Origin of the sequence: Bradyrhizobium rifense, assembly GCF_008123425.1 — a bacterium.
GTDB lineage: Bacteria > Pseudomonadota > Alphaproteobacteria > Rhizobiales > Xanthobacteraceae > Bradyrhizobium > Bradyrhizobium rifense.
Window position 1 is genome coordinate 98492 of the sequence record NZ_VSSS01000001.1, and the last position, 14311, is coordinate 112802.

Annotated in this window: 11 protein-coding genes; 4 read left to right on the forward strand and 7 right to left on the reverse strand. The window is 65.2% G+C overall.

Features of this window, described 5'->3' with window-relative positions:
- Positions 1-123: 123 nt before the first annotated feature.
- Positions 124-3633, forward strand: coding sequence for a PAS domain-containing hybrid sensor histidine kinase/response regulator (locus FXB40_RS00440; protein WP_148770072.1), 3510 nt, complete (start codon positions 124-126; stop codon positions 3631-3633).
- Between the two features lie 7 nt (positions 3634-3640).
- Here the strand turns inward: FXB40_RS00440 and FXB40_RS00445 are convergent, their stop codons facing one another.
- From FXB40_RS00445 to FXB40_RS00460, 4 genes are all read right to left on the reverse strand, one after another.
- Complete coding sequence (locus FXB40_RS00445) at positions 3641-4465, reverse strand: SDR family NAD(P)-dependent oxidoreductase (protein ID WP_148770074.1); 825 nt, start codon at positions 4463-4465, stop codon at positions 3641-3643.
- A gap of 17 nt (positions 4466-4482) precedes the next feature.
- Positions 4483-5037, reverse strand: coding sequence for a cytochrome P460 family protein (locus FXB40_RS00450; RefSeq protein WP_148770076.1), 555 nt, complete (start codon positions 5035-5037; stop codon positions 4483-4485).
- 69 nt (positions 5038-5106) lie between these two features.
- A complete protein-coding gene (locus FXB40_RS00455; protein WP_148770078.1) occupies positions 5107-6138 on the reverse strand; it encodes an alpha/beta fold hydrolase in 1032 nt (343 codons plus the stop codon).
- A gap of 33 nt (positions 6139-6171) precedes the next feature.
- Positions 6172-6591, reverse strand: a complete 420-nt coding sequence (locus tag FXB40_RS00460; protein ID WP_148770080.1) for an organic hydroperoxide resistance protein — start codon at positions 6589-6591, stop codon at positions 6172-6174.
- Positions 6592-6785: 194 nt separating this feature from the next.
- Here FXB40_RS00460 and FXB40_RS00465 point away from each other — a divergent pair, with 194 nt between their 5' ends.
- A complete protein-coding gene (locus FXB40_RS00465; RefSeq protein ID WP_148770082.1) occupies positions 6786-9626 on the forward strand; it encodes an ATP-binding protein in 2841 nt (946 codons plus the stop codon).
- A gap of 5 nt (positions 9627-9631) precedes the next feature.
- Here the strand turns inward: FXB40_RS00465 and FXB40_RS00470 are convergent, their stop codons facing one another.
- Entirely contained in the window at positions 9632-10303 is a 672-nt protein-coding gene (locus FXB40_RS00470) for a response regulator (protein WP_148770084.1), read from the reverse strand.
- 306 nt (positions 10304-10609) lie between these two features.
- On the opposite strand from FXB40_RS00470, the gene FXB40_RS00475 reads away from it, so the two are divergent.
- Positions 10610-12313 (forward strand): MFS transporter, encoded by a 1704-nt coding sequence (locus tag FXB40_RS00475; protein ID WP_148770086.1) that lies wholly within the window; start codon positions 10610-10612, stop codon positions 12311-12313.
- A gap of 69 nt (positions 12314-12382) precedes the next feature.
- Here FXB40_RS00475 and FXB40_RS00480 read toward each other — a convergent pair whose 3' ends face one another.
- Both FXB40_RS00480 and FXB40_RS00485 read right to left on the reverse strand, forming a co-directional pair.
- Positions 12383-12856 carry a secondary thiamine-phosphate synthase enzyme YjbQ gene (locus tag FXB40_RS00480; RefSeq protein ID WP_148770088.1) on the reverse strand — a complete coding sequence of 158 codons (474 nt, stop codon included), beginning with the start codon at positions 12854-12856 and terminating at the stop codon, positions 12383-12385.
- A 129-nt stretch (positions 12857-12985) separates the two neighbouring features.
- Positions 12986-13504 (reverse strand): hypothetical protein, encoded by a 519-nt coding sequence (locus FXB40_RS00485; RefSeq protein WP_187436571.1) that lies wholly within the window; start codon positions 13502-13504, stop codon positions 12986-12988.
- Positions 13505-13888: 384 nt separating this feature from the next.
- Here FXB40_RS00485 and FXB40_RS00495 point away from each other — a divergent pair, with 384 nt between their 5' ends.
- On the forward strand, positions 13889-14263 hold the full coding sequence (locus tag FXB40_RS00495) for an AtpZ/AtpI family protein (RefSeq protein ID WP_148770092.1): 375 nt from the start codon (positions 13889-13891) through the stop codon (positions 14261-14263).
- Positions 14264-14311: the final 48 nt, after the last annotated feature.

Here is a 14311-nt window from a genome sequence, read left to right on the forward strand (position 1 = left end):
ACAATGCCAGTTCCTGCCCCCACACGGCATTTCGCTGTCGCTTGCGCCCGGCCAACGCGCTAGATTTACAGGGAAAATGAGATCGGGCGCGGGGCTGCCGCGCCGTGGGAGAGCGCGCTCGCCATGCTGCACGACTGGGGCGTGATCGCCGCCGCCTTCGGCTATATCGGCTTCCTGTTCCTGGTGGCGAGCCATGGCGACCGCCGCTCGCCGGCCGGACATGGCCGTGCGTCGGGGCTGATCTACCCGCTGTCGATGGCGATCTACTGCACGTCCTGGACTTTCTTCGGCTCGGTCGGCTTCGCCACCCGCACCTCGACCGACTTCCTCGCGATCTATGTCGGCCCGATCCTGATGATCGGTCTCGGCGCCGGCGTGCTCCGCCGCGTGATCCAGCTTGCCAAGGCCCACAACATCACCTCGATCGCCGACTTCATCGGCGCACGCTACGGCAAGAGCCAGGCCGTGGCGGCAACCGTGGCGCTGATCGCGATCATCGGCTCGGTGCCTTACATCGCCCTCCAGCTCAAGGCGGTCGCCTCCTCGCTCGAAGTCATCCTGAGCGAGGACCAGGCGTTCTCCCATATCCCGATCCTCGGTGACATGGCACTGATGGTGACGCTGGCGATGGCAGCCTTCGCGGTGCTGTTCGGCACGCGCCAGACCGACGCCACCGAGCATCAGCACGGCCTGATGCTGGCGGTCGCGACCGAATCCATCATCAAGCTGGTCGCGTTCCTCACCGCAGGCATCTTCGTCACTTTCTGGATGTTCTCGCCGCACGAGTTGATCGAGCGCGCGATGAAGACGCCGGAGGCGGTGCGCGCCATCGACTATTCGCCCTCCATCGGCAACTTTCTCACAATGACGCTGCTGTCGCTGTGCGCGATCATGCTGCTGCCACGGCAGTTTCACGTCAGCGTGGTGGAGAATTCCTCGGATGCCGAGGTCAGCCGCGCGCGCTGGCTGTTCCCGCTCTATCTCGTCGCCATCAATGTGTTCGTGATCCCGATCGCGCTCGCCGGCCTCGTCAGCTTCCCGTTCGGCGCTGTCGACCCCGACATGTACGTGCTGGCGCTGCCGATGGAGGGCGGCGCGGGACTGCTCAGCGTCGCCGTCTTCGTCGGCGGCCTGTCGGCGGCCACCGCGATGGTGATCGTCGAATGCGTCGCGCTCTCCATCATGGTCTCCAACGACCTCGTGGTGCCGCTGGTGCTGCAACGACGACCCGAGAGCCGCGCCATCGCCACCGATTTCGGCGACTTCCTGCTGCGGTCGCGGCGGCTTGCGATCTTCGCCATCATGGTGATGGCCTATTTCTACTATCGCGCGCTCGGCAACACCCAGCTCGCGGCAATCGGCCTGTTGTCCTTTGCCGCGATCGCGCAGCTCGCCCCCGCCTTCTTCGGCGGCCTGTTGTGGCGGCGCGCCACCGCGCGCGGCGCCATCGGCGGCATGATGGTCGGCTTCGCCGTATGGCTCTACACGCTGTTCATCCCGAGCTTCATCGATTCCTCGACCGCCGGGATCCTGCTGCTCCAGCACGGCCCGTTCGGCATCGAGGCGCTGCGGCCGCAGGCGCTGTTCGGCGCCGACCTGCCGCCGCTGATGCATGGCGTGGTCTGGTCGCTCTCGCTCAACATCCTCACTTACGTGCTGCTGTCACTGGCGCGGCAACCCTCATCCATCGAGCTGGTGCAGGCCGATCTGTTCGTGCCCAACACGCTCGCGCCGATCGCCCCAAATTTCCGCCGCTGGCGCACCACCATCACGGTGCAGGACATCCAGACCACGGTCGCGCAATATCTCGGGCCCGATCGCGCCCGGCATTCGTTCGAGGCATTCTCGGCACGGCGCAATATGCGACTGGAGTCCGGAGCACCCGCCGATTTCGAGCTGCTGCAGCACGCCGAGCACCTGATCGCCTCGTCGATCGGGGCTGCGTCCTCCCGCCTCGTAATGTCGCTGCTGCTGCGCAAGCGGACCGTGTCCGCGAAAGCCGCACTGAAACTGCTCGACGATTCCCATGCGGCGCTGCATTTCAACCGCGAGATCCTCCAGACCGCGCTCAACCATGTGCGCCAGGGCATCGCGGTGTTCGACGCCGATTTGCAGCTGATCTGCTCCAACCGGCAGTTCGGCGATCTGCTCAACGTGCCCCCGCATTTCATCCAGTTCGGCACGCCGCTCCGCGAAATCCTGGAGTTCATGGGCGTCAGCGATCCCGCAAACCAGGCCGACCGCGAGGCGATGATCGAGCAGCGGCTCGTGGCCTACACCACCGACAGCGAGCCCTATCTCGAACGCCTGCCGGAACGCCACATGGTGATCGAGGTGCTCACCAACCGCATGCCCGGCGGCGGCTTCGTCATCACCTTTACCGACGTCACACCGACCTTCGAGGCGGCCGAAGCGCTGGAGCGCGCCAATGCGACGCTGGAAAAGCGCGTGCGCGACCGCACCGAGGAGCTGACCCGGCTGAACTCCGAGCTGGCGCTGGCCAAGAGCAGCGCGGAAGACGCCAGCATCTCCAAGACGCGTTTCCTCGCGGCCGCCAGCCACGACATTCTCCAGCCGCTGAACGCGGCGCGGCTCTATGTCACGAGCCTGGTCGAGCGCCAGCACAGTGGCGAGGAGACGCGGCTGGTCGAGAACATCGACGAATCGCTGCAGGCCATCGAGGAAATCCTCGGCGCGCTGCTCGACATCTCCAGGCTCGATGCCGGCGCGATGACGACCTCGATTTCGAGTTTCAAGATGGCCGATCTGATGCGCTCGCTGGAGATCGAGTTCGCACCGATCGCACGCGCCAAGGGCCTCGACCTCACCTTCGTGCCCTGCGCGCTGCCGGTCGAATCGGACCGGCTGCTGCTGCGGCGGCTGTTGCAGAACCTGATCTCGAACGCGATCAAATACACCCCGCGCGGGCGCGTGCTGGTCGGCTGCCGCCGCCAAGACCCCTCGCTCAAGATCTGCGTCTACGACACCGGCGTCGGCATCCCCTTGGCCAAGCGCGGTGAGATCTTCAAGGAATTCCATCGCCTCGAGCAGGGTGCACGGATCGCGCGCGGGCTGGGGCTGGGGCTATCGATCGTCGAGCGGCTGGCACGCGTGCTCAACCACGGCATCGCCATCGACGCCAACGCGGGCCGCGGCTCGCTGTTCTCCGTGACGGTGCCGACGGCGAAGGCCGTGACGCTGACCGCGGCGGTGACCAGCGCGACGCCGCTGGCGCGTACGTCGATTGCGGGCGCGCTGATCGTCTGCATCGAGAACGACGCCGCGATCCTCGACGGCATGCGGACGCTGTTGAAGGCCTGGGACGCCGAGGTGATCGCGGTCGCCGATCCCGAAGGCGCGATATCAGCGATCGAAGTCGCCGGCCGGCGCGTCACCGGACTGCTCGTCGACTATCACCTCGACCGCGGCAACGGCATCGCTGCCATCCGCGACATCCGCCGCCGCTTCGGCGACACCATCCCCGCGATCCTGATTACCGCCGATCGCAGCCCCGCCGTGCAGATGGCTGCGCGCGACGAGAAGATCGCGGTGCTGAACAAGCCGGTGAAGCCGGCATCATTGCGCGCGCTGCTCGGGCAATGGCGGACGCAGCAGATGGTGGCGGCGGAGTGAAATCCGGTCAGTAGTCAGTCGATACGCTGAGCGCGCGCCACTTCTCGAGCTCTTCGAGACGGACCTTGTCCGTCGCCGCAATGGCATTCACGGCGTCGCTGCCGAGCGCGATGCGCAGGGGCGGATGGTCCATGCCGACGAGCTGCAGCACTGCGGCAGCCGCCTTGGCGGGATCACCGGGCTGACGGCCATCGTAGTCGCGCTGCATCCTGACGGCAGCACCGACGACGGCGTCATACTCCGCGCGGCCTTCATCCGTGTCGTGCGCGGCCTGCGCGAAGCCGGTCCGGAAGCCGCCGGGCTCGACGATCGTCACGTGCACGCCGATCAGCGCCATCTCGCGCGCCAAAGATTCCGAAAACCCCTCGATCCCCCATTTCGCGGCCGAATAGGCCGCGCGGGCCGGCGCACCGATCCGTCCGCCGACCGAGGAGAACTGCACGATGTGCCCGCGGCGCTGACGGCGCAGCACGGGGATCGCGGCTTTGGTGACGATGATGGTGCCGATCAGGTTGGCGTCGATCTGTTGACGGAATGATTCCAGGCTGGTGTCCTCGACCGATCCGAGCTCGCCATAGCCCGCGTTGTTCACGACCACGTCGACGCCACCGAACGCTTCGACGGCAAGGCCGATCGCAGCTTGCGCGGCCGCCTCGTCGGTTACGTCGAGCGTTGCAAGCCGCAGCCTCTCACCAAAGCGTTCGAGCAGGGGTTCGAGGGAACCGAGGCTGCGGGCCGTTGCAACCACCTGGTCTCCCGCCGCGAGTGCGGCTTCCGTAATGGCACGCCCAAGCCCGCGCGAGCTGCCGCTGATGAACCATGTCTTCACGATGAGACCTCCGGATCGTCTCAGGGCGCGAGCCGCGTGAAGACGTAGTCATGGTCCTTAGCATGAGCCTCATGGCAGGCAAAGCAGGTGCGGTGCTGCGCCTCGTCAACCGGCTTGCCGTTGATGAAGCGCCCAAAGCCCCACCCGCCGGTCGCGGCATATTTCTTGGAGTCCTTGACCATGACCTGCACCGTGGTGGCAGCTCCCGGAATGGTCGCGGATGCGAAGTCGGGAGACTGCGTGCGCTTCCAGGCGCGCTTCACAAGACTAGTGCCGTCGGGGAATGGCAGCTTGCCATCCTGATAGGCATCGATGGCGGTCTGGTTGCCGACGACGGCACGCAGCTCGTTCAGAGGCGCCCCCTCTTCGGCCGGCGCGATCAGCTCCCACTGCTTGTAGCCGGCAGGGATCGTCACGCCGAAAATCGGCGAGGCAGCCGCCGTCGCAGGGCCTTCGGCCAGCGCGATCGAGACCAGATACGGCACGCAAGTCAGGAGAACAACGAGCAGCAGCGCGGTCAGCATGATGACCGCGGGCATAGGAGGACTTTTCTTTTCAGTTTCGATGGACGGCATCGCACTTCTTCAAGCTGGGATCGCGGCCCTCGGTCCGGCCCGCGCCGGACCGAGGTCTTGAACGAGCGCTCAGGCGCCTCCGTCGGCATCGATGACGGCCTTGGCAAAGGCTTGCGGTGCTTCCTGCGGCAAATTGTGACCGATGCCGCCGGTGATCAGGCGATAATCGTAGCGGCCGGAGAATCTCTTGGCGTAGGCGCTGGGATCAGGATGCGGCGCGCCGTTGGCATCGCCCTCCATCGTGATCGTCGGCACGTCGATGACCGGCGTTGCCGCGAGCTTCTTTTCGATCTCCTCGTACTTCGCCTCGCCCTTGGCGAGCCCGTGCCGCCAGCGGTAATTGTGGATCGTGATCGCGACGTGATCCTTGTTCTCGAAGGCCTTCGCACTGCGATCGAAGGTGGCGTCGTCGAACTTCCACTGCGGCGAGGCCAGCTTCCAGATCAGCTTTGCGAAATCATGCGTGTACTTCTCGTAGCCGGCGCGACCGCGCTCGGTGGCGAAATAGAACTGGTACCACCATTGCAGCTCGGCCGCCGGCGGCAGCGGCGCGTTGCCCGCAGCCTGGCTGGAGATCAGATAGCCGCTAACCGAGACCAGCGCGCGGCAGCGCTCCGGCCACAGCGCCGCGATGATATCGGCGGTGCGCGCGCCCCAGTCGAAACCGGCAACGACCGCCTTCTTGATGTTGAGCGCATCCATCAGCGCGATGATGTCGACGGCCAGCGCGGCCGGCTCGCCATTGCGCAGCGCCTCGCTGGAGAGGAAATGCGTCGAACCGTAGCCGCGCAGATAGGGGATGATGACGCGATAGCCGGCCTGCGCCAGGATCGGGGCGACATCGACGAAGCTGTGAATGTCATAGGGCCAGCCGTGGAGCAGGATCGCCACCGGACCCATCGCGGGGCCAGCTTCGGCATAGCCGACGTTCAGCACACCGGCATTGATCTGCTTGATCGTGCCGAAGGAGGCGTTGGTTGCGGAGGATCGCGGCGTCTCGGTTTCGGCGCGCGCAAGGTCGATCACGCCGAGACCGATGGCGACGGTCCCGGCGGCCACGCCGAGGAACTGGCGGCGATGCTGGTCGATAATCTGTGTCATGATCTCCTGCCTCGTTGATGGTTGTCGGAGTCTTCAAATGAGATCGACGGTGACGTCGATGTTGCCGCGAACGGCTTTGGAATAGGGACAGGTCTGGTGCGCCTCATCGATGAGATCGCGCGCGACGTCGCGATCGAGGCCGGGCAGGCTGACACCGAGGCGCGCTCTGAGCGCGTAGGCGCCCTCGTCGAGGACAAGATCAATCTCCGCATCGATCGCGCTTTTGCTCGGAAGCACGATTTTCCGCTTGCGCGCTGCGATCTCCATCGCGCCTTCGAAACATGCCGACCAGCCGGCCGCGAACAATTGCTCGGGATTGGTGCCGATGCCCGCGCCGCCCGGCGGCGATAGCCGCACATCGAGGCGGCCGTCCGAACTGCGGGACATGCCGTCCTGGCGTCCGCCCGCGGTGTGGGTCCGGGCCGTGTAGAGCAATTTTTCGGTTTGGCTCATGAGAGTCTCCTTGCCGTCACGCAACTGACTATCAGCGGCCACGCCGCGAGACCCGTTTAGTGTTGTGAGATATTGTGAGGCCGGCAGGGAACCCGTTAGAGGCTTGCAAGCCCGGTCTGATGCCGATGCAAAGCCGGCCTTGCCGGATCGCTGCGCGCTGGCTATCCGGTTCTGCAAATGAGCAAGATTTCGTGATGACCGAGCCGGCCGGGCCTGCGGCAGCAACATTGTCGTTCGGGCCATTCACCGTAACGCCGCATGAGAGGCTGGTGACGCGCGACGGCGTCGTGCTGCCGATGGGCGCCAAGAGTTTTGATACGCTGATCGCGCTGATGTCGCGGCCGAACGAGGTCGTCAGCAAATGGGACCTGATGGGCCTGGTCTGGCCCGGCATGAGCGTCGAGGAAACCAATCTGCGATTCCATATCGCCGCGCTGCGGAAGGCGCTCGGCGACGGCAAGGACGGCGCCCGCTACATCACGACGCTGTCGGGCCGCGGCTATTGCTTTGTGGCGCCGATCTCGCAAGCCGGTGTTCAGCCAGAGCCACGCCGTTCGCGGCGCGCGGAATTGCCGCCCGTAAAACTACCTAACAGATTGCAGCGGATGGTCGGACGCGCCGCCGCAGTCGCCGCGGTGTCGGACACGCTCGTCACATTCCGCTTCGTCACGATCGTCGGTCCGGGCGGCGTCGGCAAGACGGCCGTTGCCTTGGCGATCGCGCATGATCTGCTCGCGACATTTGCGGAGGCCGCACACTTCGTTGATCTCGCCGCGCTCAGCGATCCCGATCTCGTGATCACGTCGCTGCTGCTGATGCTCGGACTGCCGGCCCAGACCGACGATCCGATGCCGGCCTTGCTCGCGCATCTGCACGACAAGCGAATGTTGCTGGTGCTGGACAATTGCGAGCATGTGATGGCGACGGCAGCACCGCTCGCAGCCGAGATTTTTCAGGCCGCGCCGCAGGTCCATATCCTCGCCACGAGCCGCGAGGCGCTACGCGTCGAGGGCGAGCAGGTCTACCGGCTGGCGCCGCTTGGCGTTCCGCCGGAGGATTCCGAACTGACGGCCGCAGACGCCGGGACCTATCCTGCGCTCGAGCTCTTCCTCGAACGCGCAAAAGCGAGCGGCGCGCAGATCGCGCTCGACGATTCCAATGCCGCCATCGCCGCGAGCATCTGCCGCAAGCTCGACGGCATGGCGCTCGCGATCGAACTCGCCGCCGGCCGGGTCGAAGCCTATGGCCTGGAGCAGACCGCAACGCTGCTTGACGAACGCCTCAATCTGCTCTGGCAGGGGCAGCGCACCGCGCCGCCGCGGCAGAAGACGCTGCAGGCCACGCTGGACTGGAGCTACGGACTGCTGTCCGAGATCGAACGCCTCGTGCTGCGCAGGCTTGCGGCTTTCGCCGGCCATTTCACCATCGACGCCGCGCTCGAGGTCGTGCCCGACGAGAAGGTCGATCGCGCGCTTCTGTTCGACGCCATCGACAGCCTCGTCGCCAAATCGATGGTCGCGCCGCGACCGATCGGCGCCATGATGCGCTATCGCCTGCTCGACACCACGCGCGCCTACCTGCTCGCGATCGAGGACGACGGATCGGCACTCGCCGCCCGCCACGCCACCTATTACGGGCGATGGCTGCAACAGGCCGGCACCAAATGGGCGACGGTACCGAGCGCCGACGAGCGCGCCATCCATTTCTCGGCGCTCCACAATGTGCGCGCCGCGCTCGACTGGTGCTTTGGCCCCACCGGCGACGTCGGCATCGGCATTGTGCTCGCCGCTGCGGCAGCACCCATCTTTCTCGCAATGTCATTGCTGACCGAATGCCGGCGATGGTCCGAGCGGGCGCTGGCGGCGATCGATCCTCCCTCGCGCGGCAGCACTGAAGAGATGCATCTGCAAGCCGCGCTCGGATTGACCCTGATGTTCACGCGCGGCGGCAGCGAAGCCGCGCGCGGCGCACTGACCCGGGCCCTTGCAATCGCGGAAACGCTCGGTGATGCACCGAACCAGCTGCAATTGCTCGGCCGGATGCACATCTTCCACGAGCGGATCGGTCAGTTCGTGGCTGCGCTCGGCTATGCGCAACAGAGCCTCGTCGTCGCCGAAGCACTCGGCGATCCTGCCTCGCTCGCTCTCGCGCAGTCGCTGCTCGGCGTCTCGCTGCATCTGGGCGGCGAACATCGGGACGCGCTGAAGATGCTGGAGGCCGCCTGGCGCGGTCCCGGCACGGGGCGGATCAGCACGGTCTACGGTTTCGACCATCGCAACCGGGCCGGCATCTCACTCGCGCGGGAACTGTGGCTGCAGGGCCGGCCGGCGCAGGCGCGGCAGCTGGCGCAGCAGACGGTCGCTGAGGCCGGGCAGATGGATCATCCGATCACGCTCTGCATCGCCCTGATCTGGGCGGTCTCGATCGATCTCTGGACCGGTGATTTCGCCGCTGCGGACGACAACATCGACCGCTTCATCGCGCACGCCGCGTCGCGCTCGATGGGGCCTTATCTCGCGGCCGGCCGAGGCGTCAAAGGCGAGCTTGCGATCCGGCGCGGCGACGCCGAGAGTGGCGTCGCGACGATCGGACGCTGCCTGCAGGAGCTCCACGAGTCCGGCTACGAATTGCTCACCACCACCTTCAACATCGCACTGGTTCACGGCCATCTCGCGCTCGGACAAATCGAGCGGAGCGCGCAGCTGATCGACGATGCGATCCGTCTCGTCGAACGGAGTGGCGATCATCTGTACATGCCTGAGCTGCTGCGCATGAAGGGCAAGGTCCTGCTGTCCCGGCCGCAGCCGAACATCGAGGAAGCGGAACGCCACATCAGGGAAGCGCTGGAGCTGAGCCGCCGCACGGGCGCGAAAGCCTGGGAGCTGCGGGCTGCGATTGATCTTGCGCAGCTTCTTGCTGACCAGCAACGCGGCAAGGACGCAAAGCCATTGCTTCGATCAGCGCTCGAAGGTTTCGCGCACGGTTCCGAGACAGCTGATATCAGGGCTGCTACCGCGCTCCTGAAGAAGCTGTAGCGAGCTCACCCCGTCGGCGTGCCCTGCTTCCACTGGCCGCCGGCGATTCGGGCCGCCGCGATCACCGCCTGGGTGCGGCTCTCGACGCCTAGCTTTTGCAGGATGGCCGAGACATGTGCCTTGATGGTCGCCTCGGAGACGCCGAGCTCGTAGGCGATCTGCTTGTTCAGCAACCCCTCGGACAACATCATCAGCACCCGCACCTGCTGCGGTGTCAGCGTCACCAGGCGATCGCGCAAACGCGTCATGTCGGGATCGGCAGCGGCTGACAGATCGGTATCCGCGGGAACCCAGACGTCGCCGTCCATGACCTTGAGGATGGCGTCGCGCAGCGTCTCGACGCCGAACCGCTTGGGGATGAAGCCGGAGGCGCCGAAATCGAGCGAGCGTCGGATCGTGGCGCTGTCGTCGGAGGCCGAGACGATTACCACCGGGATCGCCGGATATTGCGCACGCAGATAGATCAGGCCGGAAAAGCCGGAGATGCCGGGCATCGAGAGGTCGAGCAGGACCAGGTCGACGTCGGAGGTCTGTTCCAGGAGTTTCGTCAGATCCTCGAACGACCCGGCCTCGTCGATCTTGGCCGTGCTCAGGACGCCGGCCACCGCCTGCCGCAGCGCATCGCGGAACAGCGGATGGTCATCGGCAATGACGAGATGGGTGGAGGGAGCGCTCATCGATCTCTTGCTGTCGTTCACGTCAGCGCCAGTAGTCCGGACCGGCGCAATGGTCAATTCTTCCCCGACCGGCCCTGGCATGCAAGGGCACATTATTCCTTTGCGGGAAAGGGGTTAATCCGCAAGCTGTGCGCCGCGGCGCGGCACTATACATCCACACCGTCAGTTGCATGTCAGTGCGCAAGGCCGAAAGTCGTATTGGGGCCGGTTTCACGCCGATGTTACCTTGGGGGTAAGACCCAGGTTGATCCGGCATGCCCGGACAGCCGGGACGCGAGGAAACGAATTTCGGGGAGCGCATTCACGATGTCCACAATTGCTGCAACGTCGGCACGGTCGACCGGCATGACGAAGGATGAGAGGTTCGTCATCCTCGCCTCGTCCCTCGGCACCGTCTTCGAGTGGTACGACTTCTATCTCTACGGATCGCTGGCCAGCATCATCGGCACGCAGTTCTTCACCATCGCCGGCGCCGACGGCAAGCCGATGTTCGACCAGGCCACGCGCGATATCTTCGCGCTGCTGGCCTTTGCGGCGGGCTTCCTGGTCCGTCCGTTCGGCGCGATCGTGTTCGGCCGCGTCGGCGACATCGTCGGACGCAAATACACCTTCCTCGTCACCATCCTGATCATGGGTCTGTCGACCTTCATCGTCGGCCTGTTGCCGGGTGCCGCCCAGATCGGCATCGCGGCTCCGATCATCCTGATCGGCCTGCGCCTGCTGCAGGGCCTCGCGCTCGGCGGTGAATATGGCGGTGCGGCGACCTACGTCGCCGAGCATGCGCCGCAGGGTAAGCGCGGCTACTACACCTCCTTCATTCAGACCACCGCGACGCTCGGTCTGTTCCTGTCGCTGCTGGTGATCCTGTTCACCCGTTCCGCGACGGGCGAGGCTGCCTTCGCCGGCGCACCCGGCTCCTATTGGGGCGGCTGGCGTATTCCGTTCCTGGTGTCGGTCGCGTTGCTCGGCATCTCGGTCTGGATCCGTCTGCGCCTGAACGAATCGCCGGTGTTCCAGCGCATGAAGGACGAGGGCAAGGGTTCCAAGGCGCCGCTGACCGAAGCCTTCGCCACCTGGAGCAACGCCAAGATCGTGATCCTGGCGCTGTTCGGCCTGACCATGGGCCAGGCGGTGATCTGGTACACGGGCCAGTTCTACGCGCTGTTTTTCCTGCAATCGATCCTGAAGGTCGACGGCTATACCGCCAACCTCCTGATCGCCTGGTCGCTGCTGCTCGGCACCGGCTTCTTCCTGGTGTTCGGCGCGCTGTCCGACCGGATCGGCCGCAAGCCGATCATCCTGGCGGGCTGCCTGATCGGCGCACTGACCCTGTTCCCGATCTTCAAGATGATCTCGTCCAACGCCAATCCGGCGCTGGAAAAGGCCTATGAGACGATCAAGGTGCAGGTGGTGGCGGATCCCGCAAGCTGCGGCGATCTGTTCAACCCAGTCGGCACCCGCGTCTTCACGGCGCCTTGCGACACCGCCCGCGCCTTCCTCGCCCTCTCGTCGGTGAAGTACACGACCGTTCCGGGACCGGCAGGCGCGGTGAAGATCATCGTCAACGACAAGGAAGTGCCCTACACGGACGCCAAGACGTCGAACCCCGCAATCACCGCGGCGACGCAGGCGGCGGGTTACCCGAAGCCGGGTGACGCGGGCATCGTCAAGATGTCGAATCCGTTCGACATCTTCCGTCCGCAGGTGTCGGCCCTGATCGGACTGCTGTTTATCCTCGTGATCTACGTCACCATGGTGTACGGCCCAATCGCGGCGATGCTGGTCGAACTGTTCCCGACCCGCATCCGCTACACCTCGATGTCGCTGCCCTATCACATCGGCAACGGCTGGTTCGGCGGCCTCTTGCCCGCGACCGCTTTCGCGATCACCGCTTCGACCGGCGATATCTACTCCGGCCTGTGGTATCCGGTGATCTTCGCGTTGATCACGGCCGTGGTCGGCTTCTTCTTCGTCCCCGAGACGAAGGACGTCGACATCACCAAGATGTAGTCGCGTCGCACGACGACGACAAAAAGCCGGCCGCGGAGCGATCCGCGGCCGGTTTGCCTCTGGGCTTTGTTAGCCGCCGACGAATTGCAGCACGACCTCGCGCCGATGCGGATGGGTACGATGCTCGATCAAATAGATCGCCTGCCACGTGCCCAGCGCGAGCGCTCCACCCAGCACCGGCACCTGGAGCGAGGTCCCCGTCAGCATGGTCTTGACGTGCGCCGGCATATCGTCCGGTCCCTCGGTGTCGTGAGTCCAGCCTGCATCTTCATCGTCTGGTGCGAGTCGCGACAGCACGGTCGTGAGATCGACGAGCACGGAAGGGTCGGCATTCTCCTGGATTGTCAGGGACGCCGAGGTGTGACGGATGAAAAGCGTCAGCGCGCCGTCCCGCGCATGAACGTCGGCGATGAATCGCGCGGCCTCGGCCGTGAGGTCGATGAAGCCGCAGCCTGAAGTCTGCACTGTCAGCGTCGCGGTGCTGACGCTCGTGGCGCGCACCGTCGACGGTGTGGAGCGCGTCTGCGATCTGGCTGATGTCATCGAAATCCTCTCATCCCGGAAGCTGCCGCAGGGTGGGCAAAGCGAAGCGTGCCCACCGATTCACGCAACGAGGCAAAGGTGGCGGGCACAGCGCTCCGCGCCTTTGCCCACCCTCGGCACCTCGCAACGTCAAATCCTCCCCGACACGTCCTTTTGCACGCGATTGGCCATGTCGATCAGCCGGCGCCACGCCTTCTCAAGGAATGACATCGCGCGGTCGAGATCCTGGTCGCTGGGTAGCGGGATCTCGATCTTCCGATCACCCTCGGCGACCTTTGGCTCGCCCTTCTTCAGGGAATCGGATTTCGGCAGCGCCTCATCGATCTTGCCGGAGACAGTCGGACCGGCGGCGAGCTGACCCTTCAGCTTCTCGACCTCGGCCTGGAGCCGGCCGATCTCGGCATCGAACGCCGAGCGCTCGTCGGGCACGGCATAGCAGGCCCAGCCGGTGCCATTCCTGGTGCAGGTCGAGACCGTGCCGGTGCGGGTGTCGAGCCGCAGCACGCCCTCGGGGATCGGCGTCATGCTGTAGCGGCCGTTTTCGCCGTCGGGAGCTGATTGAGCGGCAACCAGGCCGCCGCTGAGCGTCGTCACCGCGACGATCGCCGCAGCACACCATGATCTTGTGGATGATTTCGCCGGTCTCATCACGCTCTCCGCCACGTCGCGCAGGTGGCACATCCCAAAATTCTACACCCGGGCGGGCGACGGCGCACCGCCCGCGCCTCGAATCCGCCGCCAAAAACCGCGTCCGCGATATCAACGATGGCGGCGCCCCCTTTGATCCCGAAAGCCGCGGCGAAATGTCGGCCATTTCGGCGGATCGCGCAGAGAGCTGCTGCGGTGCGGCGTCACGCTGTGTGCAGCGCTGGCGCGCAAGGCAATATCGCCAATTAAATCAGATACATAAACGAACACGACGCGATCGTGACTTGGCTTGACTTGATTATGAGCGGTCAGTATGGTCCGCGCGGCTTTTGAGGGTGGCGGGCGTGATTTCCATTCAACCGCAGCGTTTCGGGTCTTCGTGGCATGGCTCAGGACACGGGACGCGGCGAGAATGGAGATCGGCATAGATCGCCCGAGGAAGCTGCGCTTTCCGAACGGCTCGGAAATCTTGATCAGCGGTTGTCCGAACTTCGCGACCGCCACATCAAGACCGAGCAACCCGCAGGTGACGGTGAAGACAAAGCGGCCAGAGCTTCGGCGATGGCGCTTGGTTTCCGGTTATCCTCCGAGTTGGTCGCCGGGGTCGTTGTCGGTGCGGGGATTGGCTGGGGTTTCGACCGCTTGCTGTCGACGTCGCCTTTCGGATTTATCGTGTTCCTGCTGCTGGGCTTCGTGGCCGGCGTGGTGAATGTGGTGAGAACGGCGGGCGCGGGTCAGAACAGGCGCGGTGGTTCTTAAGGCCGATCCGAACAGGAGAGGAATTTTCGCGCCGGCTTCGCCGGTGCG